At 71.4% G+C, this 24,710-nt stretch carries 22 protein-coding genes and 1 pseudogene; 13 read left to right on the plus strand and 10 right to left on the minus strand.

Annotation, left to right across the window (positions count from 1 at the left end):
• On the minus strand, positions 1–819 hold the full coding sequence (locus tag A4X16_RS08805) for an SDR family NAD(P)-dependent oxidoreductase (protein ID WP_067119479.1): 819 nt from the start codon (positions 817–819) through the stop codon (positions 1–3).
• Between the two features lie 245 nt (positions 820–1,064).
• Here A4X16_RS08805 and A4X16_RS08810 point away from each other — a divergent pair, with 245 nt between their 5' ends.
• Genes A4X16_RS08810 through A4X16_RS08820 form a run of 3 tightly spaced genes read left to right on the plus strand, consistent with a single transcriptional unit; the run spans position 1,065 to position 5,034 of the window.
• Positions 1,065–2,519: an APC family permease gene (locus A4X16_RS08810; RefSeq protein WP_067119482.1), complete on the plus strand. Its 1,455-nt coding sequence runs from the start codon at positions 1,065–1,067 to the stop codon at positions 2,517–2,519.
• A gap of 35 nt (positions 2,520–2,554) precedes the next feature.
• A complete protein-coding gene (locus tag A4X16_RS08815) occupies positions 2,555–3,394 on the plus strand; it encodes a molybdenum cofactor biosynthesis F family protein (protein WP_067119486.1) in 840 nt (279 codons plus the stop codon).
• Positions 3,394–5,034 (plus strand): amidohydrolase, encoded by a 1,641-nt coding sequence (locus A4X16_RS08820; protein WP_067119489.1) that lies wholly within the window; start codon positions 3,394–3,396, stop codon positions 5,032–5,034. The genes A4X16_RS08815 and A4X16_RS08820 overlap by 1 nt, the downstream gene beginning before the upstream one ends.
• Before the next feature lie 150 nt (positions 5,035–5,184).
• On the opposite strand, the gene A4X16_RS08825 is transcribed toward A4X16_RS08820, so the two are convergent.
• From A4X16_RS08825 to A4X16_RS08835, 3 genes are all read right to left on the minus strand, one after another.
• On the minus strand, positions 5,185–6,639 hold the full coding sequence (locus A4X16_RS08825) for a GMC family oxidoreductase (protein WP_067119494.1): 1,455 nt from the start codon (positions 6,637–6,639) through the stop codon (positions 5,185–5,187).
• A complete protein-coding gene (locus A4X16_RS08830; RefSeq protein ID WP_067119497.1) occupies positions 6,636–8,078 on the minus strand; it encodes an aldehyde dehydrogenase family protein in 1,443 nt (480 codons plus the stop codon). The genes A4X16_RS08825 and A4X16_RS08830 overlap by 4 nt, the downstream gene beginning before the upstream one ends.
• 131 nt (positions 8,079–8,209) lie before the next feature.
• Positions 8,210–8,647 (minus strand): Lrp/AsnC family transcriptional regulator, encoded by a 438-nt coding sequence (locus tag A4X16_RS08835; protein WP_197491804.1) that lies wholly within the window; start codon positions 8,645–8,647, stop codon positions 8,210–8,212.
• A gap of 152 nt (positions 8,648–8,799) precedes the next feature.
• On the opposite strand from A4X16_RS08835, the gene A4X16_RS08840 reads away from it, so the two are divergent.
• Genes A4X16_RS08840 through A4X16_RS08850 form a run of 3 tightly spaced genes read left to right on the plus strand, consistent with a single transcriptional unit; the run spans position 8,800 to position 12,361 of the window.
• The gene (locus A4X16_RS08840) at positions 8,800–9,927 is read left to right on the plus strand and encodes a thiamine pyrophosphate-dependent enzyme (RefSeq protein ID WP_067119500.1); all 1,128 of its coding nucleotides are present in this window, start codon (positions 8,800–8,802) and stop codon (positions 9,925–9,927) included.
• Complete coding sequence (locus tag A4X16_RS08845) at positions 9,924–10,952, plus strand: alpha-ketoacid dehydrogenase subunit beta (protein ID WP_067119503.1); 1,029 nt, start codon at positions 9,924–9,926, stop codon at positions 10,950–10,952. Before A4X16_RS08840 ends, A4X16_RS08845 begins: the two co-directional genes overlap by 4 nt.
• Positions 10,949–12,361, plus strand: coding sequence for a dihydrolipoamide acetyltransferase family protein (locus A4X16_RS08850; RefSeq protein ID WP_331709748.1), 1,413 nt, complete (start codon positions 10,949–10,951; stop codon positions 12,359–12,361). Before A4X16_RS08845 ends, A4X16_RS08850 begins: the two co-directional genes overlap by 4 nt.
• A 252-nt stretch (positions 12,362–12,613) precedes the next feature.
• On the opposite strand, the gene A4X16_RS18270 is transcribed toward A4X16_RS08850, so the two are convergent.
• The 5 genes and pseudogenes from A4X16_RS18270 to A4X16_RS08870 all read right to left on the minus strand — a co-directional run bounded on the left by A4X16_RS18270 (position 12,614) and on the right by A4X16_RS08870 (position 17,504).
• Positions 12,614–13,747, minus strand: a complete 1,134-nt coding sequence (locus A4X16_RS18270) for a putative PEP-binding protein (protein WP_331709749.1) — start codon at positions 13,745–13,747, stop codon at positions 12,614–12,616.
• Positions 13,660–15,150, minus strand: a pseudogene (locus A4X16_RS18275) (HPr family phosphocarrier protein); the annotation flags it as partial. The pseudogene A4X16_RS18275 and the gene A4X16_RS18270, both read right to left, overlap by 88 nt.
• Positions 15,150–15,791: a dihydroxyacetone kinase subunit DhaL gene (gene dhaL / locus A4X16_RS08860; RefSeq protein ID WP_157560059.1), complete on the minus strand. Its 642-nt coding sequence runs from the start codon at positions 15,789–15,791 to the stop codon at positions 15,150–15,152. The gene dhaL and the pseudogene A4X16_RS18275, both read right to left, overlap by 1 nt.
• Entirely contained in the window at positions 15,791–16,783 is a 993-nt protein-coding gene (gene dhaK, locus A4X16_RS08865; protein WP_067119509.1) for a dihydroxyacetone kinase subunit DhaK, read from the minus strand. Before dhaK ends, dhaL begins: the two co-directional genes overlap by 1 nt.
• 109 nt (positions 16,784–16,892) lie before the next feature.
• The gene (locus A4X16_RS08870) at positions 16,893–17,504 is read right to left on the minus strand and encodes a TetR/AcrR family transcriptional regulator (protein WP_067119511.1); all 612 of its coding nucleotides are present in this window, start codon (positions 17,502–17,504) and stop codon (positions 16,893–16,895) included.
• 111 nt (positions 17,505–17,615) lie between these two features.
• On the opposite strand from A4X16_RS08870, the gene A4X16_RS08875 reads away from it, so the two are divergent.
• The 7 genes from A4X16_RS08875 (at position 17,616) to A4X16_RS08905 (ending at position 23,843) form a co-directional block, all read left to right on the plus strand.
• On the plus strand, positions 17,616–18,803 hold the full coding sequence (locus tag A4X16_RS08875) for a thiolase family protein (protein WP_067119514.1): 1,188 nt from the start codon (positions 17,616–17,618) through the stop codon (positions 18,801–18,803).
• Positions 18,800–19,531: an enoyl-CoA hydratase/isomerase family protein gene (locus tag A4X16_RS08880; protein ID WP_067119516.1), complete on the plus strand. Its 732-nt coding sequence runs from the start codon at positions 18,800–18,802 to the stop codon at positions 19,529–19,531. The genes A4X16_RS08875 and A4X16_RS08880 overlap by 4 nt, the downstream gene beginning before the upstream one ends.
• Positions 19,528–20,394, plus strand: a complete 867-nt coding sequence (locus A4X16_RS08885; RefSeq protein WP_067119520.1) for a 3-hydroxyacyl-CoA dehydrogenase family protein — start codon at positions 19,528–19,530, stop codon at positions 20,392–20,394. Before A4X16_RS08880 ends, A4X16_RS08885 begins: the two co-directional genes overlap by 4 nt.
• The gene (paaZ, locus tag A4X16_RS08890; protein ID WP_067119523.1) at positions 20,391–22,472 is read left to right on the plus strand and encodes a phenylacetic acid degradation bifunctional protein PaaZ; all 2,082 of its coding nucleotides are present in this window, start codon (positions 20,391–20,393) and stop codon (positions 22,470–22,472) included. The genes A4X16_RS08885 and paaZ overlap by 4 nt, the downstream gene beginning before the upstream one ends.
• Before the next feature lie 5 nt (positions 22,473–22,477).
• A complete protein-coding gene (gene paaI / locus A4X16_RS08895) occupies positions 22,478–22,861 on the plus strand; it encodes a hydroxyphenylacetyl-CoA thioesterase PaaI (RefSeq protein ID WP_067119526.1) in 384 nt (127 codons plus the stop codon).
• Between the two features lie 143 nt (positions 22,862–23,004).
• Positions 23,005–23,499 carry a nucleotidyltransferase domain-containing protein gene (locus tag A4X16_RS08900; RefSeq protein ID WP_157560053.1) on the plus strand — a complete coding sequence of 165 codons (495 nt, stop codon included), beginning with the start codon at positions 23,005–23,007 and terminating at the stop codon, positions 23,497–23,499.
• Positions 23,496–23,843: a HepT-like ribonuclease domain-containing protein gene (locus A4X16_RS08905; RefSeq protein WP_067119529.1), complete on the plus strand. Its 348-nt coding sequence runs from the start codon at positions 23,496–23,498 to the stop codon at positions 23,841–23,843. Before A4X16_RS08900 ends, A4X16_RS08905 begins: the two co-directional genes overlap by 4 nt.
• 20 nt (positions 23,844–23,863) lie before the next feature.
• On the opposite strand, the gene A4X16_RS08910 is transcribed toward A4X16_RS08905, so the two are convergent.
• On the minus strand, positions 23,864–24,710 hold an 847-nt coding region (locus A4X16_RS08910), incomplete at its 5' end, for a RecQ family zinc-binding domain-containing protein (RefSeq protein ID WP_197491807.1).

Consider the following 24,710-nt stretch of genomic DNA (forward strand, 5'->3'; position numbering starts at 1 on the left):
TCATGCGGGAAATCCCGATCGGGCCGAGAACCCGAAGTCACTGAGAAGGACCATCGCATTGACGGCCCGGCTGCGCGGCGACACGAGGTACGCGACGTGCGCGGCGACCTCTTCCGCGCTCTGCACGGGGAACGAGGGGTCCGAGAAGGCCTCCGATCCCAGGTCGCTCCGGCTCATCGGAGTGTCGACCACCGACGGCGCCACGGCGTTGACCCGGATGCCGGTGCCGGCCAGATCCACCGCCAGCGATCTCCCGAACTGCACCAGGGCCGCCTTCGAGGCGCAGTACGGCACCATCCCCGGGGAGGCGACCGACGCCGAGTCGCTGGCGAGAAGCACGACGGATGCCGCAGACGCGGCGCGCAGCGACGGGAGCGCCGCGCGGATGACGAGGAAGGATCCGGTGACGTTGACCGCCATCACGGTGTTCCATGCGGCGAGCGAGATCGCGTCGATACCCCGCCCGACAGGACCCGACACCCCTGCGCAGCATACGAGCGCGTCGAGCCCGCCCAGCGCCCGCACGGCCTCCTGCACCGCTCGCGAGACCTGCTCCTCCGAGGTCACGTCGGCGACGACGGACACCGCCCTCGGAGCACCGACACCCGCACCCGCACCAGCACCGACACCCGCACCCGCACCGGCACCGGCACCGGCACCAGCCGCGCACTCCTCGGCCACCGCCGACAGCGCTTCCGCATCCCGGTCCAGCAGCGCGACCCGCATCCCCTCGGCCACGAGCGCGAGCGCCGTGGCGCGTCCGATGCCGCTCGCCGCTCCCGTGACCAGCGCGGTCCGTCCGTGCAGCTGCAGATCCATGGAGCCCCTCGTGACTCCGCCCGCGCACCGGTGGTGCACTGTGAGGACGGCGATGTCGTCCCGGTCATCCTGCTCTCAGGCATCCGCTCGCAGAACGCCGCCGTCGGGGGTGTGCGCGCTGGCACCATCGTCCTTCGCTCAGGGTCAAGCGGCGCATCCGCCACCCGAGCAGACTCGCATCATCGACGATCCCCCTCGTCGTCGATGCCGCGCGAGCGCGGCCGTCACCGAGCAAAGGAGCCGCCGTGGCAGACCCGATCTCCTCGTCCACGACGCAGGACCACACCTCCCTCCGCCCCGGCGCCCTCGGCGTCGCCGGTATCGTCTTCCTCGTCCTCGCGGCCGTGGCGCCGCTCACGGGCATCGTCGTCGTCGCGTCGCTCGCGATCGCGCTGGGCAACGGCGGCGGCACCCCGATGTCGTTCTTCCTCGTCGCGGCGATCCTGCTGCTGTTCGCCGTCGGCTACGCGCAGATGTCGAAGCAGCTCGTCAACGCCGGCGGCTTCTACGCGTTCGTCGTGAAGGGCCTCGGCCGCACGGGCGGACTCGTCGCCGGCCTGATCGCGACCCTCGGCTACAACTTCTTCGTCGTCGGCACGATCGGCACGAGCGGGTTCTTCATGCAGAACATCATCCGCGACCTCACCGGCCTCGACGTGCACTGGCTGGCCTGGGGCCTGCTGTCGATCGTCGTGTGCTTCGTCCTCGCGCGGATCGGCGTCGACTTCAGCTCCAAGGTCCTCGGCGTGTGCCTCGTGCTGGAGGTGCTGATGCTCGTCGTGTTCGACATCTCGGTGCTCGTGCAGACCGGCTACGACCTGGGGGCGTTCAGTCCGGAGGCCGTGTTCTCCGGCTCGCTGCCCATCGGTCTGCTCCTCGCGGCGACCGGCTTCCTGGGGTTCGAGGCGACCGCACTGTTCAGCGAGGAGGCCAAGCAGCCGCTGCGCACGATCCCCCGGGCCACGTACACCTCGATCATCGCGATCGGCGTCATCCTGGGCGTCACGACGTGGGCGGTCGTCAGCGCCACCGGGGTCGCGCAGGCGCAGGCGACGGCGCTCGAGCACCTCCCGACCGGCGACCTCATCTTCTCGCTGTCCCAGCAGTACCTCGGCGGCCCGCTCACCACCGTGATGATGATCCTGCTCCTCGTGAGCCTGTTCGCCGCGATGCTCGCGTTCCACAACTCCGCGACGCGGTACCTGTACTCGCTCGGACGCGCCCGCATCCTGCCGCAGGCCCTCGCCCGCACCCGCCGCAACGGCGCACCGCAGCTCGCCGGCATCGTCCAGGCCTCGTTCGCGGGCGTCGTCGCGATCATCTTCGCGATCGCGGGCGCCGACCCCATCCTGACCCTCGTCCCCGCCATGCTCGGATTCGGCACTCTGAGCGTGCTGATCCTGCAGGGACTCGCGGCGATCTCGATCGTCGTGCACTTCCGCCGCAACCGGGATCCGCGCTGGTGGAGCACGTTCATCGCTCCGGGCATCGGATTCCTCGGGATCGCCGCGATCTCGGTGCTCGCGATCGTGAACTTCAACATCGTCGCCGGCTCCGAAGAGCTCGCGATCCGCCTGATGCCGCTGCTGCTCGTCCTCGCGCTGATCGGCGGCATCGTCTACGGCGCCTACCTCCGGCGATCCCGGCCCGCGGTCTACGAGGGCCTCGCCTCCGACCTCGAGCGGTTCAGCAGCCGCTGAGCCGCCGACGACACCCCGACCATCCAAGGAGAGAAATGACGACGCTCAACCCCGCCGACACATCCACGTGGCTTCCGCTCGAGGGCCTCGCTCCCGGCTTCGACGCGAACAAGGCTCCTCACTCGACAGCGCTCAGCGGGCGCGAGATCACGGTGGTGGATGCTCGGGGCACCCGCATCTCGCACCGCTTCGCCGACACGACCGTCACCTGGGACTACCGCCCGGGCACAGACGACCAGACCGAAGCCGCGACCGACACCGACGACTACGAGGCGTTCGAGGTCGACGACGAGCTCTACTTCGTGCAGTTCCACCACACCTACCGGCCCGACGAGGCGGTGTCGCTCATCGTCGACCTCCGCCATGGCCGCGCGCTCGCCGTCATCTCGGTGATCCTCCCCGCCCCTGAGCAGGGCCGCACCCGCGTCCAGCACGTCTTCGCGCCGAGCGTCATCGAGGGCGCATCCGTGACGGGCGTCGAGCCCGCCCCGACCACGACCCTCATCGGCCGTCGCGTCGAGTGGGTCTACAGCGAGGAGCACGCCTACGAGCACGTCTACCTCTCGGAGCGCTGGTACTCGTGGCAGTGCCTCGCCGGGCCCGAGCGCGGCCTGGCCGACACCGACGAGAACAGCGTCTGGCAGGTGCGACCGGGCATCTACGTGTTCGCGTGGCGCGAGAAGGTCATCCCGTGCGCGTCGGTGACGATCGCCGATCACCGCGACGTGAACGCCATCCGCTCGCACGGCGTGCTGTTCGGCCTCGACGAGACCGGCGAGGTGCCGACGCACTTCACCTTCGGGGCGCACGGCCGACTGATCTCGACCACCCACCACACCCCCGGTCTCGAGCCGGCGCACTTCGGGGACTCCTGATGACGGCCGACCTCATCGTCACCGCGTCGGTGATCAGGACCTGTGAGCGCACCCGGCCCGTGGTCGAGGCGTTCGCGGTGAGGGGCGGTCGCATCGCCGCCGTCGGCACCCTCGATGAGGTCTCGACGCACCGAGGCCCCGAGACCCGGATGCTGGACCTCGGCGACGCCGCGGTCTACCCCGGATTCGTCGACGTGCACAACCATCACGCGCTCGCCGGGCGGACCGAGCTGTTCGAGCTCTCGCTGCCGCCGTCGCTCACTCTCGACGAGATCCTCGACCGGGTGCGCGAGCACGCGGCCACGCTGCCGCCGGACGCATGGATCGTCGGAGGGGTCGTGGCGACCACGCTGCTGCACACGCTCGCGAGCACCGCGACGAGACGACGTCTGGACGACGCCGCGGGCGGACGACCGGTGGTGATCGTCGAGGACTCCCGGCATAACCGCTGGGCGAGCACCCGGGCCCTGGAGCTCGCCGGCATCTCGAGCGACAGCATCCCTCCCGGCGGGGTGACCGTGCTCGATCCCGACGACGGCACGCCCACCGGCGTGCTGCTGGAAGCCGCCGGCATCCCCGTGCAGGAGGCCTACGACCGCAGCGGAGGACTGTCGTCGGAGCAGCACGTCGCGGCATCCCGTCGCGGGGTGGAGATCCTCAACTCCTTCGGCATCACGACGTTCCAGGATGCCGGCGTCTCGACCGACATCCTCGCGGCCCTCGCCGCGCTCGACCGCTCGGACGAGCTGAACGCCTGGGTCGTCTCGTCGCTGCTCGTCAACGACGAGATCTTCGGCTTCGACCCCGTCGGGGCGCCGCTGATCGACCGCGGCGAGGAGTTCCGCACCCCGCACCATCGCCCCGACTTCGTCAAGATCTTCCTCGACGGCGTCCCTCCGGCGCGGACGGCCTCGTTCCTGGACCCCTATCTCCCGGATGCCGTGCACGGAGCGCACTTCCACGGCGAGGCGACCATGACGTTCGACGAGCTGCACGGCTGGTTGCGCTCCGTCGCCGAGCGCGGTCTCGGCGCCAAGGTGCACTGCACCGGGGACGGTTCCGCCCGCCTCGTGCTCGACGTCGCAGAACGCATCCGCGCGGAGGGCCTCACGACGGCGATCCAGATCGCGCACGGTCAGTTCCTCGCGGAGTCGGACATCCCGCGACTGCGGGCGCTCGACGTCTCCGCCGACATCTCTCCGTTCATCTGGTTCCCCGGGGTGATCCCGCAGGCGCTCACCGAGGTGCTCGGCGACCGGGCGGAGCACTCTCAGCCGAACCGCGCTCTGCTCGACGCCGGAGCGCTCGTCGCCGGCGGCTCGGACTGGCCGGTGAGCGAGTCGCCGAACACGCTCGAGGGCCTGCAGGGACTCGTGACGAGGGCCGACCCGCTCGGCCGCGCGCCCGGCGTCCTGTGGGCGGAGCAGGCGATCACCGCGGAGGAGGCGCTGGAGGTCTTCACGATCAACGCCGCGACGGCGATGGGACTCGGCCACGAGACCGGGTCGATCGCCGTGAGCAAATCCGCCGACTTCGTCGTGCTCGAACGCGACGCGATCGCCGGCCCGGCCGAGGACATCGTTCGCACCGCTGTCCGCTCGACGTGGTTCGCCGGCCGCGAGGTCTTCACCGCGGGCTGACGCCCCTGCGTTGTGGGCCCCGCACGACCGTCGAGGTCGTGCGGGGCCGACGAAGCATCGCAGACGGGCGATTCGGATGCCGATTCGACCCCGCACCGACGGGCGGATGCCGATTCGACCCCGCACCGCCGGTCGGATGCCGATTCGCCGTCAGCGAGCGAGCAGGAACCCCGCCCCGCGCTCGCCGATCATCGCGGCCGGCGCGTTCGTGTTGCCGGTGGGCACCGTCGGGATGACCGAGGCGTCGATCACGCTGAGCCCCTCGATCCCGCGCACGCGAAGCGTCGGATCGACGACCGCCTCGGCATCCGACCCCATCCGGCACGTGCCGACCTGGTGGTGGTACGTGATCGCGGTGCGCCGCACCCAGTCCTCGACCTCGGCATCCGACACCTCGGGACCGGGGTACGCCTCCACGGCGCCCCACTCCTCGGCGAGCGCGGGCTGCGCCCCGATCCGCCGGCACTGCCGCACGGAGGCGGCGAGCGCCGCGACGTCGCGGTCGTCCTCGAGGGCGGCGAGATCGATGAGCGGCAGATCGGTCACGTCCGGACCCGAGAGCGTGAGCGCACCTCGACTGTACGGAGTCACGAGACCCGCCATGAGCGTGAAGCCGTCGTCGCCTCGCGGCTCGAGCTCGCCCCACATGGGCACGGAGAAGTGGATCGGCTGCGTGTCGGGCTCGGCGAGGCCCTCACGGCTGCGCCAGAACAGGTGCGTCTGCGTCACCGAGATGCCGGGCTGCGGCGGCCCGACCGGCCGCTCGGTGGTGAAGATCACCGGCGAGAGCAGATGGTCGTGGAGGTTCTTCCCCACCTGCGGCGCATCGAGCACGACAGGGATGCCGAGCGCTTCGAGATCCTCCACCGGACCGATGCCGGATCGCAGCAGGATGACCGGCGACCCGATGGCGCCGGCCGACAGCACGACCTCGTCTGCGAACAGCTCCTCCCCGTCAGCGAGGCGGATGCCCCGCGCCCGGCCGCTCTCGACGATCACAGAATGCACCTCGCGTCCTGTCACGACTGTGAGCTGCTCCGCGACCGGCTGCGCATACGTCATCCAGGTGTTCACGCGTCGTCCGTCGCGGATGGTCACCTGCTGCTGCGACACCCCGTCCAGCGTGCCGCCGTTGTAGTTCGGGTTGCGCGTCAGCCCCTCCTCGACCGCCGCGTCGATGATCGACGCCTGGATCGGCGACAGGTCGTAGTCGGCGGTCACCGGGAGGAGGTCGTGCTCGATCGCGTCGAACACGGGTTCGACGGCATCCCACCCCCATCCGGTCGCACCCGCGCGCTCCCAGCCGTCGTAGTCCGACCCGGCCCCGCGCACCCAGATCATCGCGTTGAGCGCGTGCGATCCTCCGGTGACCTTGCCCCGGGGCAGGTGCAGTGGTCGGCCCGATGCGTGCTCCTGCGGCACCGTGAAGAAGTCCCAGTCGTCGGCGGAATGCCAGAGCTCGCCGGCGCGGGAGGGATCGTGGATCGCGGGATTCGAGTCGTAACCGCCGGCCTCGACCAGTGTGACGTCGATGCCGGCGTCGACCAGGCGGCGAGCGACGATGGCACCCGAGGTGCCCGCGCCGACGACGATGACCGACCTCATGCCCGCGCCTTGCGCCCGGGTCCCGAGACGACCTGGGTCACGGCGACCGACTTCAGACCCTCCACACCGAACTCCAGACCGTAGCCCGAGCTCTTCACTCCCCCGAACGGCACCATCGGGTGGAGTCCGCCGTGCGAGTTGATCCACACGGTGCCCGACTCCATGCGGGTCGCCGCCTCGCGTGCCGCGTCGGGGTCGCTCCCCCACACCGAGGCACCGAGTCCGACGTCCAGGGAGTTGGCGAGCGCGAACGCCTCGTCCACGTCGCTGTACCGGACCACCGGGAGAGCGGGGCCGAACTGCTCCTCCTGCACGAGCGCCGCGTCGTTGTCGATGTCGGCGACGATCGTCGGGCGGTAGAAGAGCTCGCCCAGTTCGGTGGCGGCCTCGCCACCGGTCACCACCCGCGCACCCCGGGACCTCGCCTCCTCCACGAGCCGCGACACGATGTCGAACTGCGCTCGGTTCTGCAGGGGGCCGAGGACGTTCTGCTCATCGAGCCCGTTGCCGATGGGCACGGACTCCGCGATCGTGGCCAGCGCGTCGACGACATCGTCGTACACGGAATCGTGCACGTAGAGGCGCTTCATCGCCGCACACGTCTGGCCGGTGTTGATGAAGGCGCCCCAGAAGAGGTCCTCGGCGACGGATGCCACGTCGGTGCCGGGCAGCACGATGCCGGCGTCGTTGCCGCCGAGCTCGAGCGTGAGCCGGGCGAGGTTCCCCGCCGAGCTCTCGATGATGCGCCGCCCTGTGGCCGTCGATCCCGTGAACATGATCTTGTCGACGTCGGGGTGCGACGCGAGTCGGGAGCCCACCTCGCGGTCGCCGGACACGCCGATGAGGACGTCGGCCGGCAGCACCTCGTTCATCACCGCGAGCATGGCCAGCACGCTCAGCGGGGTGTACTCGCTCGGCTTCGCGACCACGGTGTTGCCCATCCGCAGCGACGGACCGATCTGCCAGATCGTGATCATCAGCGGCCAGTTCCACGGGCCGATGGCCCCGACGACGCCGGCCGCCTTGTAGACGAGCTCGGCATGAAGGTTCTCGTCGTCGACCAGCACCTGGGGCTCGAGCGGGATCGCCGCGTTCGTGCGCAGCCAGGCCGAGCACGCACCGAGCTCGAAGCGAGCGTTCGGGCCGTTCAGCGGCTTCCCCTGCTCGCGCGACAGCAGGTGCGCGAGCGCCTCGGCGTTCGCGTCGATCGCGTCGGCGGCGGCCAGCAGCAGCTCGATGCGCTTCTCGTGCCCGAGCGCCTCCCATGCCGGCTGAGCGGCCTTCGCCCGCGCGATCGCGTCGTCGAGATCGGCGACGGAGTGCACGGGAGCACGACCGATCACCTCGCGGGTGGCGGCATCCGGAATGTCCCTTCCCTCGCCCTGCGGGGCCTGGATGCGGTCGAGCAGCGCGGCGGCTGCGGATGCGGAATCGGACATCGGGACTCTCCTTCGAGCGGGGCGCGGGCCGAGCGACGGGCGCTCGTCTCATTGTCGGATGCCGCCCTGGCGCGCACTTGTCGAGGAGTGCGCCGCAGATGTCCGAGTGCGAAGGGATGCGCTCGCGGCCGTCAGCGCAGCGTGGAGTCCTCGAAGATCAGCGTCGTCCGGGTGGATCGGATCGACGGGATCGCCTGGATGTCCTCGAGCACGATGCGGCGGAGGTCTCGCGCATCGTTCGCCCGGACGAGCAGGAGCACGTCGAAGTCGCCGCCCACCAGCGCCATGTGCTCGATCTCGGGGATCAGGCGCAGCCGGGCGGACACCTCCTGCCACGTCGCCTGCTCGATCGCGAGGGTGACGTACGCGCTCGCATGATGTCCGAGCAGCACCGGGTCGGTGCGCACCGTGTAGCCCGTGATCACGCCCGCATCCGTCAACCGCCTGATGCGCGCGTGCGCTCCCGCGCGCGAGATGTGCACCGCCTCGGCGATCGCGGTCATCGAGGCGCGCGCGTCCCGACGCAGTTCGTCGAGGATGGCGTGGTCGATCTCGTCCAGCGTGGTCATGGCACCCCTTCGTCCGGTGCCGGAATTCTGACAGTTCGTTCTGTTATCCCGCAACTCGGATGCAATCGTCCAGTATTCTCCGCGGTTCCTTGGACGGCTGCGGCCGCAGGCCCATGCTGAGTCACATCAGGTTCGGCGAGGAGGGCGAACGAATGCAGGACACGGACATGCTTCCCCGCGACACGGCGGTCCAGCTCGTCGATGCGCACGGCGCCGTCGTCGAGGACGATCGATACGACCTGCCGGGCGCCGACGCGCTGCGCACGGCCTACCGCGGCCTCGTCGAGGCGCGTCGCATCAACGATCAGGCGAGCGCTCTCGTCCGGCAGGGCCGCCTCGCGGTCTACCCGTCCTCCCACGGCCAGGAGGCATGTCAGGTCGCCGCGGCGCTCGCGCTCGGCTCCGAGGACTGGCTCTTCCCCACCTACCGCGACTCGGTGGCCGTGATCGCGCGGGGCGTCGCCCCCGCCGAGGCCATGGTGCTCCTCCAGGGCGACTGGCACTCGGGATACGACGTGCGGCAGCACCGGGTCGCCCCTCAGGCCACCCCGCTCGCCACCCAGCTGCTGCACGCGGTCGGCTTCGCCTACGCGGCGCGACAGCGCGGCGAGGACACGGTGGTCATGGCGCTCTGCGGCGACGGCGCCACGAGCGAGGGCGACTTCCACGAGGCGCTGAACTTCGCCGCGGTCTTCCGGGTCCCCGTGGTGTTCTTCGTGCAGAACAACGGATTCGCGATCTCCGTCCCCCTCAGCCGTCAGACCGCTGCGCCCTCGATCGCCCACAAGGCGATCGGCTACGGGATGCCGGGGCAGCGGGTCGACGGCAATGATGTCGCCGCCGTGCTGGCCGTGCTCGGCGAGGCGGTCGCGCGCGCCCGCGGGGGCGGTGGACCGAGCCTGGTCGAGGCGCACACCTATCGGATGCAGGCGCACACCAACGCGGATGACGACAGCCGGTACCGCGAGCGGTCGGAGGTGCAGGCGTGGGCCGCCCGCGATCCGCTCGCCCGGCTCCGCGCGCATCTGCGTGCGTCCGGTGCGCTCACCGACTCGCTCGAGGAGGAGTACGCCGCAGGCGCCGAGGAGATCGCCTCCGCGATGCGCAGCGCGCTGAGCGTCGATGCCGACGTCGACCCGGAGGACCTGTTCCGTTTCGTCACCGAGACCCGCTCGCCTCTGCTCGAGGAGCAGTGGCGGATGCTGCACGGCGAGATCGAGCGCGCACGACAGGACGACCCTGCGCCGGCGGCGCACGATGCACTCGGAGGTCCACGATGACGATCGCCCACGATGACATCCGCGTCGACGGGGAGACGGCCCCCGTCGCGACCCTCAGCATGGCGGCCGCGCTCAACCACGCCCTCGCCGACGCCATCCGGGAGGACCCGACGGTGGTGGTGTTCGGTGAGGATGTGGGGGCGCTCGGCGGCGTCTTCCGCATCACCGACGGGCTCACCGCCCGGTTCGGCGAGGATCGCTGCTTCGACACCCCCCTGGCGGAGTCCGGCATCGTCGGCACCGCCGTCGGGATGGCCATGAACGGCATGCGCCCGGTCGTCGAGCTGCAGTTCGACGCGTTCGCGCTGCCGGCGTTCGAGCAGATCGTCAGCCACGTGGCGAAGATGGGCAACCGCACGCGGGGAGCCGTGCGGATGCCAGTGGTCATCCGCATCCCGTTCGGAGGCGGGATCGGCGGCGTCGAGCACCACTGCGATTCGTCCGAGGCCTACTACGCGCACACCCCCGGTCTCACCGTCATCAGCCCGTCGACACCGCAGGACGCCTACTCGATGCTGCGCGCGGCGATCGCGTTCCCCGACCCTGTGATCTTCCTCGAGCCGAAGAAGCTGTACTGGACCAAGGGCGAGGTCGACACGTCGATCGCGGCGGAGATCGGCACGGCCCGCATCGCGCGGGAGGGCACCGACGTCACCCTCCTCGCCTACGCCGCATCCGTCCCCCTCGCGCTGGAGGCGGCGGAGGTCGCCGCCGCAGAGGGCCGCAGCGTGCAGGTCGTCGACATCCGGTCGCTGTCGCCGTTCGACGACGCGACCGTGACCGCCGCCGTGCGGTCGACCGGTCGAGCCGTGGTGATCGCGGAGGCGCCGGGCTACGCGAGCGTCGCCTCCGAGATCCAGGCCCGCGTCTTCGAGCGCTGTTTCGAGTACCTGGAGGCTCCCGTGCGGAGGGTCACCGGATTCGACACCCCGTTCGCTCCTCCGAAGCTCGAGCACTGGTACCTGCCCGATGTCGACCGCGTGCTCGACGCGATCGACTCGCTGCATTGGGAGGACGAGTCGTGACCGCCCTGACCGGCCGCGTCTTCCGGCTTCCCGACCTCGGTGAGGGGCTCACCGAGGCGGGCCTGGTGCAGTGGCTCGTCGCGGTCGGCGACACCATCGTCACGGATCAGGCGATCGCCGAGGTCGAGACCGCCAAGAGCGTGGTCGAGCTCCCCTCGCCGTTCGCGGGCGTGGTGACCGCCCTGCACGGCGAGCCCGGCGAGACGATCGACGTCGGCGCCCCCGTGCTCGAGGTGGCCGAGGGCGCGGGCGCGGAGTCCACCGCGGCGGATGCCGTCGAGCACGATGCCTACCGCGAGGAGGAGCGAGCGGGGTCCGGCAACGTCCTGATCGGCTACGGCACGTCCGCGCCGACCGCGTCCGGCCGGCGGCGACCCCGCGCGCGGGCGACCGCCGCTCCCCACCGGTCGGCCGATGCCGAGCCGGTTCCGCCGCCGACGATCGCGCCGCCGGAGCGGGACATGCCGACGGATGCATCGCCACGGCGTCCGGTGGCGGTCCGATCCCCTCTCGTGCGACGCCTGGCCCGTGACCTCGGACTCGACGTGCGGACGATCGCCGCCACGGGGCATGACGGAGCCGTCACCCGCGCGGATGTGCTCGCTGCGGCGGTCGATGCTGCCGTCGACGGCGCCGAGGCCTCGCATCGTCGGATCGATGCGCACGGTCGTATCGGCGCCGAGGATCGCGCCGGTGCGGGGGCGGTCGACGACCTGAGCGTCACCTCGCGTGAGCGCCTGTCCCCGCTGCGCAAGGCCGTCGGCGCGAAGCTCTCCCGCAGCCGCTCCGAGATCCCCGAGGCGACCGTCTGGGTCGATGTCGACGCGACCGAGCTGTGGAACCTGCGGTCGCAGATGGCCGCCGAGGGAGACAGGCATCCCTCCCTCACTGCCCTGATCGCGCGCTTCGCACTGATCGCTCTGGAAGAGCATCCGATTCTGGCGTCCCGCCTGTCCGACGACGCGTCGGAGCTGATCTCGTTCGACGGCGTCAATCTGGGCGTGGCCACCGACACCGAGCGCGGGCTCATGGTGCCGGTCATCCGTCGCGCGCACGAGCGCAGCGTCGAGCAGCTCGATGACGCCCTGCGCGAGCTGACGGCGGCCGCTCGCGCGGGCTCCGTCCCGCCGGAGCGGCTGCGCGGATCGACCTTCACGCTGAACAACTACGGCGGACTCGGCGTCGACGGCTCGGCCGCGATCATCAACCACCCGGACGTCGCGATCCTCGGGGTCGGGCGCATCATCGAACGAGCGTGGGTGGTCGACGGTCGGATCGTGCCGCGTCGCATCGCGCAGCTGTCGCTCGTGTTCGATCACCGCGTGTGCGACGGCGGGTACGCCGCGAGCTTCCTGCGCCGTGTGACCGAACTCGTCGAGCATCCGCTCCGCGCGTTCGGCAGGGTGTGAGGCCGCTGCGGACGACCGACCTCGGCCGTCGCCCCCGCGTTCCGCGCGGGTCCGTCGAGAAGCGACCGTGTGCATGCCCGGATCTCGTCTGCATGCCCGGATGACCGGATCGAGCATGCAGACGCTCCCTCGGCATGCACACGGAGAGCGGATGCCGGAGAGCGGATGCCGGAGAGGGTCTGCCGGAGAGGGATGCCGGAGAGGGATGCCGGAGAGGGTCTGCCGGAGAGGGTCTGCCGGAGAGGGGATGCCTCAGCGGGGCGCGAGAACGGCGGCGGCCGCCGCACGGGCATCCGCCGCGGTCGCAGCCTTCCGCACGGCCTCGGCTGCCGCACGGCACTGCGCCTCCGTGACCGCCTCGAGCGCCGCCGCGACCCGACCCAGCGCCCGCGGGGTCATGGAGAGCGAGGTCACCCCGAGTCCCACGAGCACCGGCGCGAGTGCGGGGTCGGCAGCGGCCTCGCCGCACACGCCCACCGGAAGGTCCCTCGCGCGTCCGGCGTCGCCGACCGCACCGATGAGGCGGAGGACGGCGGGCTGCCACGGATCGTTCAGCTCGCCGAGCTCGGCGAGCTGGCGATCTGCGGCCAGCGTGTACTGGGCGAGGTCGTTGGTGCCGAGACTGACGAAGTCGACGACCTCGAGCATCTCCGACGCGAGCAGGGCCGCCGACGGCGTCTCGATCATGACGCCGACGCTCGTGAGCCCCACCGAGCGCGCGCTCGCGGCGAAGTCGCGCGCCTCGTCGACCGTGGCGACCATGGGCGCCATGACGTCGACGAGCGCCGACTCCGCCTCTGCGGCGATCGCCAGTGCACGCAGCTGGCCGTCGAGCAGTGCGGGCGACCGCCGGGCGATGCGCAGTCCGCGGACGCCGAGCGCCGGGTTCTGCTCAGCATCCGCGTTGGCGAAGGGCAGAGGCTTGTCGCTGCCCGCATCCAGCGTGCGTACGACGACCCGCCGACCGGGGAAGGCCGCGAGGACACCGCGATAAGCCGCGACCTGCTCGTCGACCGACGGAGCGTCGACCCGGTCGAGGAAGCAGAACTCGGTGCGGAAGAGCCCGACGCCTTCGGCACCGGCGGCCGCAGCGACCTCCGCTTCGGCAGGGCCCCGACGTTGGCGAGCAGACGGACGCGACGACCATCGGCGAGCACGCCCTCTCCGCGGAAGGGCACCACGGTCCCTCCCGGCGTCGCGGCCTCGACGCGCGACACGTCGGGCTCGACCTCGACCGTGCCGCGGTCGCCGTCGAGCAGCACGACCGTGTCGGACGCGATTCCCGCCGCTCCGGCCACCCCGACGACGGCGGGGATGCCGAGCGACCGAGCGATGATCGCGGTGTGCGATGTGGGACCCCCCTGCTCGGTCACGAGACCGACGCAGCGGCTGCCCCCGAGGGCGGCGGTGTCGGCCGGCGCGAGGTCGACGGCGACCAGCACGAAGGGCTCGTCGCGCTCCGGGACACCGGGGACGTCGACCTCGAGGATCTCCGCGATGAGGCGATCACGGACGTCTCTGAGGTCTGCGGCGCGCTCGGCCATCCGACCGCCGAGCGCCGTCAGACCCTTCTCCTGCGAGAGCGCGGCCTCCCACACCGCACGAGCGGCCGTGCGCCCGTGCGTGCGCACGCGCGCGGACGCCTCGGCGATGAGCTCCGGATCCGAGGCGAGCAGACGCGAGGCGTCGAGGATCGCGCGGGCCTCGCCCGTCGCCGTCGAGCTGCGGATGCGGAGGTCTTCCGAGACCACTGCAGCGGCTCTCTCGATCGCGGAGACAGCGCTCTCGCGATCTGCCGCTGCCACCACCGTCTCCGCGTCGGGCTCCGCGAGCGGCGCGGCGAGCGTCACCACCGATGCGGCGACCCGGCCGCCGCTCACGCCTCGCCCTCGCAGCACCGTCCCCGAGGCCACCGGGCCGGGCAGCTCCCCGCGCACCTCGCCGTCGGTCGGCCGCGTCGCCGCGGACGGCGGCGACGGGACGGGATCCGGGCTCGCCCCGTCTCCGGTCTCCTCGCCGAACCCGTCGTCGAAGAGACCGACGAGACGCTCGAGGACGCCCTCCGCGTCGGGTCCGCTCGCCGACAGCTCGACCTCGTCGCCCTGCCGCGCGCCGAGGACCAGCATCCGGGACAGGCTGGCAGCCGCGGCATCCGGCCCGTCGGGCAGTTTCCGCACGCGCACGTCGGCTCCCGCCGATGCCTCGGCGATGAGGGCCGCGGGACGCGCGTGGATGCCGAGCGGATTGCGCACGGTCGTCACGCGGACGACGGCATCCGGGGCCATCACGGGGCTGTCCTGGGCCGGGGGCGCGCCGGCGCCGTCGCCGTCGTGCACGGCATCCGCGTCGGTACCCGGATCGTGGGCGCCCGCGTCGCCGAGCTGCTCGGTCTTCGCGCCGAGCGCGGCCGAGGCCTCCTGCGCGACGACCTCGAGCGATCCGCCCGCCGCCGCCGACACGACCGCCGCGAGCAGTCCCTCCACGAACGGTGCGGGCGCCAGCCGCACCGGGACCGCACTCATCCGGAGCTCGAGAGCGAGCTCGGCGCTGAGCACGGCCGATCCGAGGTCCATCAGCACCAGCACGCCGTCGCAGTCCGTCGCCAGTTCATCGATGGCCGCAGCCACCGCCACCGCATCGGTGCCGAGGACGGGGGTCCCGTCCGGTTCCGTGCCCGCGCCGGCGGCGACGCGCACGCGCACTCCCCCGCCCTGCACCATCTGGAGGGCGAGCTCCAGCGCCGCCTCCCCGAGCCGAGCACTGTGGGAGACGGCGACGACGCCGATCATCAGGACGATTCCGCTGCGGCCTGCGCGAGAGTCGCGAAGAGCAGCGCGACCGAGGCTGCACCGGGGTCGAGGTGACCGGCGCTGCGCTCACCCAGATAGCTCGCGCGCCCCTTGCGCGCCACGAGGGGCTCGGTGGCGTCGCGACCGGCTGCCGCCGCATCGGCGGCTGCGGCCGTCGCCGCTGCGAGATCGGCTCCGCCGGCGATGGCCGCATCGAGCGCGTCGACCGCCGGGGCCATCGCGTCGAACAGGGTCTTGTCACCGGCCTCGGCCCGGCCCCGCGCGACGATCCCGTCGAGCCCGGCCCGCAGGGAGGCGGCGAGCGCCGTGTCGTCGAGCTCGGTCACCGGTCCCGCCGTCATCCCCATGCGCAGGAACAGCGTCCCGTACAGAGGACCGCTCGCACCGCCGACGGAGCTCACCAGGGTCATGCCCACGGTCTTCAGCAGCTCGTCGACCGTGGCGGGCGCACCGGCGTCGAGCTTCGCGACGACCGCATCCATCCCTCGACTCATGTTCGCTCCGTGATCGGCGTCGCCGATCGCAGAGTCCAGCTCGGTGAGCCATTCGCGCTTCTCCGCGATCACGTCGCGGAAGCGGTGGATCCAGTCGGTGAGTGCTGCCGTGCCGACGCCCGCCATCATGCTCCCCACCGCAGGCCGGGAGTGTTGACCGGAGCATCCCACAGCCGCAGCAGCTCGTCGTCGGCCTTCAGCACCGTGAGCGAGCAGCCGGCCATGTCGAGCGAGGTGATGTAGTCGCCGACGAGGTTCCTGGCGATCTGCACACCTGCCTTCTCGAGCAGCGCGGCGACTTCGCCGTACATGAGGTACAGCTCGATCAGGGGCGATCCGCCCATCCCGTTCAGCATCACGATCGCGGGTCCGGACGCGTCGAGGTCGCCGAGGATGGGCTCCACGAGCTGCCGCGCGATGTCCGAGGCCGGCGCCAGCGGCTCCCGATGACGACCGGGTTCGCCGTGGATGCCGATGCCGATCTCCATCTGGTCGTCGGGCAGGTCGAACGTCGGCTTGCCTGCCGCAGGCACTGTGCAGCTGGTCAGCGCCATGCCCATCGAGCGCCCCTGTCCGTTGATCCTCTTCGCGAGCTCGACGACCGACGCGAGGTCCTGCCCCTCCTCCGCGGCCGCGCCGACGAGCTTCTCGAGCAGGACGGTGAGTCCGACGCCGCGGCGTCCCGCCGTGTAGAGCGAGTCCTGCACGGCGACGTCGTCGTCGACGACCACGGTGCCGACCTCGATGCCCTCCATCGCGGCGAGTTCGGCGGCCATCTCGAAGTTGAGCACGTCCCCCGTGTAGTTCTTCACGATGTGCAGCACCCCGGCGCCGCGGTCGACGGCCTTGGTCGCCGCCTGCACGCGGTCGGGGGTGGGAGAGGTGAACACCTCGCCGGCGACCGCCGCGTCGAGCATGCCGACACCGACGTATCCGCCGTGCAGCGGCTCGTGCCCCGATCCGCCACCCGACACGACCGCGACCCGCCCCTGCGCCTTCGGCGTCGCACGCGTGATCACGTGGGTGTCGAAGTCGACCGAGAGCTCCGGATGCGCGAGGGCGACGCCTCGCAGCGATTCGACCAGAACATCGGCGGGGTTGTTGATGAGCTTCTTCATCGTGCGATCTCCCTTGATCTCTGCGGCGGCGATCCTTCGCGGGGGTACGAAGGACATGCGTCACTGTCGAACATGCTCGGGGCCCGCCGCCTTGTCAAGGTGGAATGGGTCAGCGCGACTGCAGACCGTCCAGGCTGACCCGGAGGATGTCCTCACCGAGCTCCTCGGGATCGACCGGTCCGCCCGGCCTGTACCACTCGACGACGGAGTTGATCATCCCGAAGATCAGCCTGGTCGCCACCGCCGCGTCGACGTCGTCCCGGATCAGCCCCTCGCCCTGCGCCTCCGCGACGATCGCGGTGACCCGCTGATCGAAGGCGCGGCGGCGCACGAGCGCCGCGGTCTCGACATCGCCGTTGCCCCGGACGCGCAGCAGGAGCGTGACGGACGGGAGCTTCTCGGTGAGCACGCGCACCGCCCCGCGGACGATCGCTCGCACGCGGTCCGACGCGAGCGGATGCCGTGCGGTCGCCTCGTCCACGACCGCTTCGAGAGCGTCGAGGGCGTCGCTCAGCGCGAGCTCCAGGATCGCGGACTTGGATTCGAAGTGGTGGTAGAGCGCCGACTTGGTGAGACCCAGGGTCGCACTGAGATCGGCCACGCTGGTCGCGTCGTACCCCTGCTCGTTGAACACCTGGACGGCGACCGCGAGCACCTGCTCGCGGTCGTAACCTGGCCGTCCCCGCCTGGGGGTCGACGTCTCGGATCGGGGCTGCGCCATGGGCACAGTCTGTCATTCCCGATGAGTTGCCAATCGCCCGCCGATCTGAGATCGTATTCCTGACCGATCGGTCGGAAATCATCGCCAGCGTGGGCGTGCGAGAGGATGACGATGTCCGAGGCCTTTCTCGTCGACGGGGTGCGCACCGCCGTGGGCCGCTACGGTGGGGCGCTCGCCGGCATCCGACCCGACGACCTCGCAGCCCTCGTGGTGGGCGAGACCGTCCGCCGCTCCTCGGTCCCCGTCGAGGCGATCGACGAGGTCATCCTCGGAGCCGCGAACCAGGCAGGCGAGGACAACCGCAACGTGGCGCGCATGGCCGTGCTGCTGGCCGGGCTCCCCGACTCGATCCCCGGGCTGACGGTCAACCGGCTCTGCGCCTCGGGGATGTCCGCCGTCTCGCTCGCCGCGAGTGCGGTGCGCGCAGGCGACGCCGACCTCATCGTCGCCGGCGGCGTCGAATCCATGACCCGCGCTCCGTGGGTGCAGGCGAAGCCCGAGAAGCCATGGGCGCGACCCGGCGCCGCCTTCGACACGTCGATCGGATGGCGCTTCACGAATCCGCGGCTGAGCGCGCGCGACAAGGCGACGCTCTCGATGCCCGAGACGGCGGAGGAGGTCGCCAGGATCGACGCGATCACCCGAGCGGATGCCGATGCCTTCGCCCTCCGGAGCCATCGGCGGGCGATCGCCGCGATCGACGCGGGGCGCTTCGCCGCCGAGATCGTCGGCGTGGAGACGGCCGGTGGGATCGTCGACGTCGACGAGGGTCCGCGGCGGGACACCACCCTCGACGCGCTCGCATCGCTGCGCACCGTGGTCGCCGACGGTCAGGTCGTCACGGCCGGCAACTCCAGCTCGCTGAACGACGGCTCGTCCGCGCTCGTCGTCGCGAGCGCAGCGGCCGTCGAGCGGCACGGCCTGCGCCCGCGAGCCCGGATCGTCGCGTCGGCGACTGCCGCGCTCGCTCCCGAGATCATGGGGCTGGGTCCGGTGCCGGCCACGCAGAAGGCTCTCGCGAAGGCCGGCCTGCAGATCGGGGACCTCGGAGCGGTCGAGCTGAACGAGGCGTTCGCGTCGCAGTCCCTCGCCTGCATCCGCCGACTGGGCCTCGCCCCCGAGATCGTCAACGCCGACGGCGGGGCCATCGCGCTCGGCCACCCCCTCGGATCCAGCGGATCGCGCCTGATCGTGACGCTGCTCGGTCGGCTCGAACGCGAGAACGCCCGCTACGGCCTCGCCACGATGTGCGTCGGCGTCGGTCAGGGCACCGCCATGATCGTGGAGCGTCTGCCGTGACACTGCGCATCGAGGAGCAGGGCGACCGCGTCGTCGCCACGCTCGACCGCCCCGAGAAGCGCAATGCGATCGACCAGACGACGGTCGACGCGCTGCACGAGCTGTGCGCGCTGCTCGAAGACGCTCCGCGCACCCTCATCCTCACCGGATCCGACGGCGTCTTCGCCGCGGGCGCCGACATCGCCGAGCTGCGCGATCGCACCGCCGACGACGCCAGGCGCGGCATCAATGCGACCGCGTTCATCCGCATCCGCGACCTCCCGATGCCGGTGATCGCCGCGATCGACGGCTACGCCCTGGGCGGAGGAGCGGAGCTCGCCTACGCCGCCGACATCCGCATCGCGACGCCGTCACTGCGCATCGGCAACCCCGAGACCGGACTCGGGATCATCGCAGCCGCGGGCGCCACGTGGCGCCTGCCCGAGATCGTCGGCGAGGCCAGGGCGAGCGAGCTCCTGCTCACGGGGCGGGCGCTGGACGCCGAGGAAGCGCTGCTCTGGGGTCTCGTCTCGTCGCTGCATCCTGCCGACGAGCTGCTCGCGGCCGCGCACGGGATCGCCGACCGCATCGCGGCGAACGACCCGCTGGCGACGCAGCACACCAAACGCGCCCTGCGCACGCCCCGCGCGGAGCACCCGGCCGTGGAGCTCGACCTGCAGGCCGAGCTGTTCGAATCGCCCGAGAAGCATCGCCGGATGACGGCATTCCTGGAGAGGAGGAGCCGATGAGCGGGACTCCCTCCGCGCCCGCCTCCGTCGGCGTGTTCGGCGGGGGACGCATGGGCGCCGGCATCGCCCATGCGTTCCTGATGGCGGGCTCGCTCGTCGCCGTCGTGGAACGCGACGCGGCGAGCGCGGACGCCGCGCGGACCCGCGTCATCGACAGCATCCGGAGATCCGCGGAGCGCGATGCCTCGGTGGATGCGGAGGAGCTCGTCGCCCGCCTCACGACCGGCGCCGATCTCGAGGCGTTCGCCGCGGTGGACCTCGCGATCGAGGCCGTCCCCGAGGACCGCGCCCTCAAGGACGATGCCCTCGCCCGCGCCGAGGCCGCCCTCCCCGCGCGGGCGGCACTCGCGAGCAACACGTCATCCATCTCGATCGACGACCTCGCAGCGTCGCGGCTGCGCCCCGAGCGATTCCTCGGTCTGCACTTCTTCAACCCCGTGCCCTCCTCGGCGCTCGTCGAGATCGTGCGCGGGGCCGCGACCGATGCCGCGCTCGTCGAGAGCGCCTCCGGCTGGGTGACCGCCCTCGGCAAGACGCCGATCGTCGTCAGCGACTCCCCCGGCTTCGCCTCGTCGCGACTGGGCGTGATGCTCGGCCTGGAGGCGATCCGGATGCTCGAGGAGGGCGTGGCGTCGGCGGCCGACATCGACGCGGCCATGACGCTCGGATACCGGCATCCGATGGGGCCGCTGCGCACGACCGACGTGGTCGGCCTGGATGTGCGTCTCGGCATCGCCGAGGAGTTGGAGCGCACTCTCGGCGGACGGTTCGCGCCACCGGATCTGCTGCGGCGCATGGTCGCCGAGGGAAGGCTGGGCCGCAAGAGCGGCGAAGGGTTCTACGCATGGAACGAGGAGAGATGACCGAGTATCTGCCGAGCTATGTCCAGGGCGCGTGGTGGACGCCGTCGTCGCCCGAACGCTCCACCGAGGTGCGCGACGCGTCGACCGGCGAGGTCGTCACGGTCGTCTCGACCGAGGGCCTCGACCTCGCGGCGGCGCTGGAGCACGCCCGAACAGTGGGGCAGCGCAGCCTCGGCGCTCTGACATTCCATCAGCGCGCCGTGCTCCTCAAGCAGTTCGCGCTGGCGCTCACCGAGCGCACGGAGGAGCTGTATGCGCTGTCCGCACGCACCGGCGCGACCGCGGCCGACTCGTGGGTCGACATCGACGGCGGCATCGGCGTGCTGTTCTCCTACTCCGGCAAGGGGCGGCGCGAGCTGCCGAACAGCCGCGTGCACGTGGACGGCCCCGTCGAACCCCTGTCGAAGGACGGATCCTTCCTCGGCCGTCACGTCTACACGACGCTGCCCGGAGTCGCGGTGCAGATCAACGCGTTCAACTTCCCGGTATGGGGCTCGCTCGAGAAGTTCGCCCCGGCGTTCCTCGCCGGCATGCCCACCCTCGTGAAGCCCGCCACCCCGACGGGGTACCTGGCCGAGGCGATGGTGCGCATCCTGGTCGAGTCGGGCCTGCTGCCGAACGGATCCCTGCAGCTGGTCAGCGGCAGCGTTCCGGACCTGTTCGAGAACCTGCGGCTCGGCGACATCGTCGGGTTCACCGGGAGCGCGTCCACCGCGGAGAGTCTCAAGACCCACCCGGCGGTGCAGACGGGCGGGGTGCGGTTCACCGCCGAGACGGACTCGATCAACGCCTCGGTGCTCGGCACCGACGCCGTCGAGGGCACGCCGGAGTTCGACGCCTACGTGCGTCAGCTCGTCACCGAGATGACGACCAAGGCCGGTCAGAAGTGCACGGCGATCCGCCGGGCGATCGTACCGACCGGATCGGCGGATGCCGTGATCGCCGCCGTGAGGGCGCGCATCGCCGACAGGACCGTGCTGGGCGACCCGCGCGCGGAGGGCGTCACCATGGGCCCGCTCGCGTCGACCGCGCAGCGCGACGAGGTGCTGCGACAGGTGGGCAGGCTGCAGGCCGACGGCGGACGGATCGTGGTCGGGACGACCGATGCGCCGGAGGTGCGCCTCGCCGACGGCAGCAGCGGCCCCTCCCCCGAGGGGGCCTTCGTCGCGCCGCTGCTGCTCCGCTTCGACGACCCGCACTCCGACGCCGCGCACTCGGTCGAGGCCTTCGGCCCGGTCTCCTCGCTGCTCACGTACGACACGATCGCCGACGCCGCGGCACTCGTCGCGCGGGGAGGCGGGTCGCTCGTCACCAGCATCGCGACGCACGACCCCGTGCAGGCGGTGGAGCTGGCCGGGCGCATCGCCCCCTTCAACGGCCGGATGCTGCTGCTCGACCGTGACGACGCGCGATCGTCGACCGGTCACGGGTCACCGCTGCCGAATCTCGTGCACGGCGGTCCCGGTCGAGCAGGCGGCGGCGAGGAGCTGGGCGGCATCCGGGCGGTGCTCCATCACATGCAGCGCACCGCCGTCCAGGGGTCGCCCGAGATGCTCACGGCGCTGACCGGCGTGTGGCACGCGGGGGCCGCCGCGCACACCGACGGCCGGCATCCGTTCCGCAAGTCGCTCGCGGAGCTCCGCATCGGCGACCAGATCGTCTCGGACTCGCGCGAGGTGACGCTCGCCGACATCGAGACCTTCGCGCACTTCACCGGCGACACCTTCTACGCGCACATGGACGAGGCGGCCGCCGCCGCGAACCCGTTCTTCCCCGGACGGGTGGCGCACGGCTACCTGCTCGTCTCCTGGGCGGCCGGTCTCTTCGTGGACCCGGAGCCTGGCCCCGTGCTCGCCAACTACGGTCTGGAGAATCTGCGGTTCCTCACCCCCGTCTCCCCCGGCGACACGATCAGGGTCGAGCTGACCGCCAAGCAGATCACGCCGCGCGAGACCGACGAGTACGGCGAGGTGCGCTGGGATGCCGTCATCCGCAACCAGGACGACGAGCTCGTCGCGACCTACGACGTGCTCACCCTGGTGAACAAGGACCGGGCGTCCGTGGTCGCCGCCGCATGAGGCCGATGATGCAGCGCGATGCCGCGTCGGCGATGCTCGGCATGGTCGTCGAGCTCGACGTGCCGGGAGAGGCGGTGGTGTCGATGACGGTGCGCGAGGACATGCTGAACGGCTTCGCGATCACGCACGGCGGGCTGGTGTTCGCCCTCGCGGACACGGCCTTCGCCATCGCCTGCAACGAGGACGAGCGGGTGACCGTCGCCGGCGGCGCCGACATTACGTTCCTGAAGTCGACCACGACGGGCCAGCGGCTGACCGCGCACGCCGTGCGCCGCGTCGTCAGCGGACGCAACGGGCTCTACGACGTCGCCGTCACCGACGACTCCGGCGACGTCGTCGCCGAGATCCGCGGGCGCTCGCTCACGACGAACCGGTCGCGCCCGGACTGAACGCCCGCACGCACGGCATCCCGTCCAGCGTCGAAGAGCCCGGCACCTTTCCTCGGAGCGAGGGCAGGTACAGGCGCGTGTACGACTTGCGGTGAGGAACATCGCTTTCACGCGATATCGCGAAAAGGCGATACCATGTGCTCATGAGTCGCGCCGCTCACCTCATCCGTCTCGTACGCCACGAGAGCGGGCTGACGCAGTCCGCCCTGGCGAAGCTGGCAGGTATGACCCAGAGCGTCGTCAGCGAATACGAGAACGGCCGGCGCGAACCGTCGTTCGACGCAGCCGACAGACTCATCTCAGCCGCCGGCCACGTCGTCCACGTCGTCCCCCGCGAGGCGGAGGAGACGCGCGCGCGCGATCGGGTGATCGCGCTGTCGGGGGAGCTCCGTCGCGCACTGCAGCCGTTCGGGGTCCAGCGAATCCGCCTTTTCGGCAGCGTGGCTCGCGGCGACGAGACCGAATCGAGCGACATCGATCTGGTCGTCGATGTCGAGCCGACCGTCGGCATGTTCGATCTGCTGCGGATGCGGCGAGAAGCAGAGCACATCCTCGGCCGATCGGTCGACCTCGTCCCGGTCGACGGCCTCAAGCCGGGAGTCGCCGAAGCGATCGAACGCGAAGCTCTCACACTGTGAGCCGAAAGACGTCAGAGAGGCTCCAGGACATCGCGGCCGCGTGCGAGGCAGTCGCCCGTTATGCGCGCCGCATCGACAGCGACGACGAGATCGTGTTCGATGCGATCCGTGCGCGACTCATCGAGATCGGTGAGGCCGTCAAAGATCTCAGCGATGCCGCGACCGCCGCTGAGCCCAGCATCCCCTGGTCGGAGATCGCCGGGATGCGCGACTACCTCGCGCACCGATACTTCGACACCACTCATGCCATCGTCATCACGACGGCACGGTCGGACGTGCCCCTCCTGGCCGCAGCGGTTCGAAGGATGCAGTCGAGGGAGACCCACGCACCGACAGAGCCCTGAGACGGGGCCGCTCGGCGGCGTCAGCCGCGGAGCGCGAGCACGAACGGGAGCACGTCTGTGGCACCGGCCCGCCGCAGCGTGCGCGCCGCGACCGTCAGCGTCCATCGGCTGTCGGCCATGTCGTCCACGAGGAGCACCGGCCCGTCGGGCACGTCGAGGTGCTGCGCGCTGAACCGGTCCCAGAGCCCGGCGAGCCGGAACACGCTGTTGCCGCCGGGCTGGCCGCTCGGGCCGCCGTTCGCCGGATCGAGCGCGCCGAGATACGGCAGTCGTCCGATCTCGGCGATCCCGCGAGCGAGCGAATCGACGAGCAGCGGATGCGATCTCGAGGGCATCGCGACCACAGCGACAGGGCGCTCCGCCCAGCCCCAGCCGGCGAGCACACGAACGCAGCCGCCGAGGATCTGCGGAGTCACGGCCATGTCGGGCGCCCCGGCGGCGAAGAGTTCGCGCAGCGTGCCGCCCCAGCCGAGGTCGGTGAGACGCGCCAGCGCACGCCCCTCCGTCGCCTGCTCCTCCGCGGCGATGCGCCCCTTCACGGGGACATCCAGCCGGTCGGCGCCGGTCGGCCACGCGCGCCGCGGCTCGACCGGGACGCCGACCCGATCGAGCGACTCCGCAGCCTGTGTCGTCGCGGATGCGCCGATCTCGCTCGGGAACCAGATGCCTGCGCAGTTGTCGCACCGTCCGCAGGGCGCAGCGGTGTCGTCGTCGAGGGCGCGCTGGAGGAACTCCATCCGGCATCCGTCGGTCTGCTCGTAGTCGAGCATGTGCTGCTGCTCGGCCCGGCGTTCGGCGGCGATGCGCTCGTAGCGCTCGGCGTCGTAGGTCCACGGCTGCCCCGTCGCGACCCACCCGCCCTGCACC

This window comes from Microbacterium sp. H83 (assembly GCF_001650405.1).
Taxonomy (GTDB): Bacteria; Actinomycetota; Actinomycetes; order Actinomycetales; family Microbacteriaceae; genus Microbacterium.